The 3385-nt window shown below is 68.7% G+C and carries 3 protein-coding genes; all 3 read left to right on the forward strand.

Annotation, left to right across the window (positions count from 1 at the left end; all coding sequences use genetic code 11):
* The first annotated feature begins 54 nt into the window (after nt 1-54).
* Nucleotides 55-1212, forward strand: a complete 1158-nt coding sequence (locus ACH9D2_RS15495) for an S-(hydroxymethyl)mycothiol dehydrogenase (protein ID WP_396363716.1) — start codon at nt 55-57, stop codon at nt 1210-1212.
* 92 nt (nt 1213-1304) lie between these two features.
* Nucleotides 1305-1937, forward strand: a complete 633-nt coding sequence (locus ACH9D2_RS15500; RefSeq protein ID WP_396363717.1) for an MBL fold metallo-hydrolase — start codon at nt 1305-1307, stop codon at nt 1935-1937.
* Between the two features lie 198 nt (nt 1938-2135).
* A partial coding sequence (locus tag ACH9D2_RS15505; RefSeq protein ID WP_396361974.1) for an IS256 family transposase occupies nt 2136-3385 on the forward strand: 1250 nt, incomplete at its 3' end.

Raw genomic sequence — 3385 nt, forward strand, 5'->3', positions numbered from 1 at the left:
CCACCACGGCCAAGCCCCTGACCACACCGTCACCACCCGAAAGGCAGTCACCGTATGCACGAGGTCAAAGCTGTCGTCGTCACGGCGAAGAACGCCCCCGCCACCCTGGAAACCATCCAGGTGCCCGACCCCGGGCCCGGTGAGGCCCTGGTGGACGTGCTCACCTGCGGGGTGTGCCAAACCGACCAGCACTACCAGGCCGGAGAGGTCGGGGAGGACTTCCCCTACCTGCTCGGCCACGAGGCCACCGGGGTGATCGCCGCCATCGGTGAGGGCGTGAGCGATCTCGCCGTCGGCGACACCGTGATCCTCAACTGGCGGGCCGTCTGCGGCCAGTGCCGGGCGTGCCAGAAGGGCACCCCTTGGTACTGCTTCAACACCCTCAACGCCACGACCAAAATGACCCTGGCCGACGGCACCGAGCTCACCCCGGCCCTGGGCATCGGCGCCTTCGCCGAGAAGACCCTGGTGGCCGCCGGCCAATGCACCAAGATCGACGGGAACCTCGCCCCGGAACAGTACGCGGCCGTGGGGCTGCTCGGCTGCGGAGTGATGGCCGGCATCGGCGCCGTCCTCAACACCGCCGACGTGAAGCGCGGAGAGTCCGTGGCCGTCATCGGCTGCGGCGGCGTCGGCACCGCCGCCATCGCCGGGGCCGCCCTGGCCGGGGCCACCACGATCATCGCCGTGGACCTCGACGACGAGAAACTGGCCACCGCGCAGAAGTTCGGGGCCACCCACACGGTGAACTCCCGCAACCAGAACCCCATCGCGGCGATCAAGGAACTGACCGGCGGGCACGGCTCCGACGTCGTGATCGATGCGGTGGGCATCGCCGCCACCTTCGAGCAGGCCTTCGAGGCCCGGGATCTGGCCGGGCGGCTGGTCCTGGTCGGAGTGCCCGCCCCGGGCACCACCTGGGACATCCCACTGGACGAGGTCTTCGGCCGCGGCGGGTCCATCTCCTCCGCCTGGTACGGAGACACCCTGCCCACCCGGGACTTCCCCATGCTGGTGGACCAGTACCGCCTGGGCCGGCTGGACCTGGACGGCTTCGTCTCCGAACGCATCGGCATCGACGAGGTCGAACCGGCCTTCGCGAAGATGAAGGCAGGCAAGGTCCTGCGCTCTGTGGTGGAGATCAACCTGACCCCGAGCGGCACGGCACCGGTCGAGTCGGCGGAGGCGGAATCGGTGGGGGTGACCCGATGAGCCCCGGCTGCATCGACGGGCATCAGCCCGTCCGGGTTCAGGACCGGGAGCGGACACCGTCAACCACGGGGCCCACAGACACCACCGGGCGGGTGCGCGTGGAGAAGCTGGTCACCTCGGGCACGTTCTCCTTGGACGGGGGCACCTGGGAGGTGGAGAACAACGTGTGGATCGTCGGTGACGACGACGAGTGCCTGGTCATCGACCCCGCCCACGACCCGGACGCGGTCGTGGAAGCCGTCGGGAGCCGCGCCGTGGTGGCAGTCCTGCTCACCCACGGCCACGACGACCACATCGGCGCCGTCAAGGAAGTCGCCGAAGCCCTGCGGGCCCCGGTGTATCTGCACTCAGCCGACACGATGCTGTGGGAACAGGTCTACCCGACCACCCTCTACGACCGGGCTATCAATGACAGGGACACCTTCGCGTTGTGCGGGGTGCGCCTCACCGCGGTGCACACCCCCGGCCACTCCCCAGGCTCGGTATGCTTCTGGGCCCCGGACCTGGGCGAGCACGGGGTGGTCTTCTCCGGAGACACCCTCTTCCAGGGCGGGCCCGGTGCCACGGGTCGGTCCTACTCCGATTTCCCCACGATCATCGACTCCATCCGCGACCGGCTGCTCACCCTGCCCGAGGGCACGGAGGTGCTTCCCGGCCACGGGGACACCACCACGATCAGGGCCGAGGCTCCGCACCTGCAGGAGTGGATCAACCGCGGCCACTGAGCCGCCCACCCACGACCACCTACCAACCCTCATTCCGGAGACTGCTACAAGGGCGCCCGTGCATTGCAGAGCATGGGCGCGCTAGGCGGGACTGCCGCTTTACATATGGCGAGTTAGAGGTCGTCAACCCACGGGAGGGGACTATCGCAGTAACGGTGTAAGAGGCCCAATCGCCCCGAATGGGGTTGGAGGGTCGACATGAGCGAGAACATCGAGACACTGGTGGACGTGAGCCCACCGACACCCGGCGAGCAGCCGGAAGAGACACCGGAGCTGTCTGCGGCGGAGCAGGAAACCGTCCGGGAGCTGGTCCGCCAGGCTAGAGCGAACGGGGCGGCGTTGACCGGTCCGGGAGGGTTGCTGAAGCAGCTGACCAAGATGGTCGTCGAGGCCGCCTTGGACGAGGAGATGAACGAACACCTCGGCTACGAGCACGGCGAGCCCGGGGGCCGCAACCGCGGCAACTCGCGCAACGGGCGACGGTCCAAGACGGTCATCACCGACAACGCCGGCCCCGTGGAGATCGAGGTCCCCCGCGACCGGGAAGCCAGCTTCGAGCCGGTGATCGTCAAGAAGCGCCAGCGGCGGCTGTCGGACCTGGACCAGGTCGTTCTCTCGCTCTCGGCCAAGGGCCTGACCACCGGGGAAATCAGCGCCCACCTGGGCGAGGTCTACGGCGCGGAGGTCTCCAAGGACACCGTCACGAGGATCACCGACCGCGTCATCGAGGAGATGACCGCCTGGTGGGCCCGGCCCCTGGAGCAGGTCTACGCGGCGGTGTTCATCGACGCGATCATGGTGAAGGTCCGCGACGGGCAGGTCCGCAACCGGCCCGTGTACGCCGCGATCGGGGTGGACCTGGCCGGGCACAAGGACATCCTTGGGATGTGGGCCGGGGACGGCGACGGGGAGAGCGCGAAGTTCTGGTACGCGGTCCTGAACGACCTGAAGTCCCGCGGGGTCAAGGACGTGTTCTTCGTGGTCTGCGACGGGCTCAAGGGCCTGCCCGACAGCGTCAACGCGGTCTTCCCGGCCGCGATCGTCCAAACGTGCATCATCCACCTGATCCGCGGCACGTTCCGCTACGCCTCGCGGAAGTACTGGGACGAGCTCGCCAAGGACCTGAAGCCCGTCTACACCGCCCCGACCGCTGCCGCCGCGGAGGCCGCCCTGGAGGAGGTGGAGGACAAGTGGGGCGCCCGGTACCCGGCGATCAGCCGGCTGTGGCGCGGGGCGTGGACGGAGTTCGTGCCCTTCCTGGATTACGACGTGGAGATCCGCCGGGTCATCTGTTCGACCAACGCGATCGAGTCCCTCAACGCCCGGTTCCGTCGGGCCGTGCGGGCCCGGGGGCACTTCCCCAACGAGCAGTCGGCGATGAAGACGCTGTACCTGGTCGTGCGGAGTCTGGACCCCAAGGGCACCGGGCAGACACGATGGATCACACG

The organism is Kocuria rhizosphaericola (genome assembly GCF_044462205.1).
Lineage (GTDB): Bacteria > Actinomycetota > Actinomycetes > Actinomycetales > Micrococcaceae > Kocuria > Kocuria rhizosphaericola.

Coding starts and splice junctions, on each gene's coding strand:
- ACH9D2_RS15495 (WP_396363716.1), top strand. CDS start 55: ATGCACGAGGTCAAAGCTGTCGTCGTCACGGCGAAGAACGCCCCCGCC.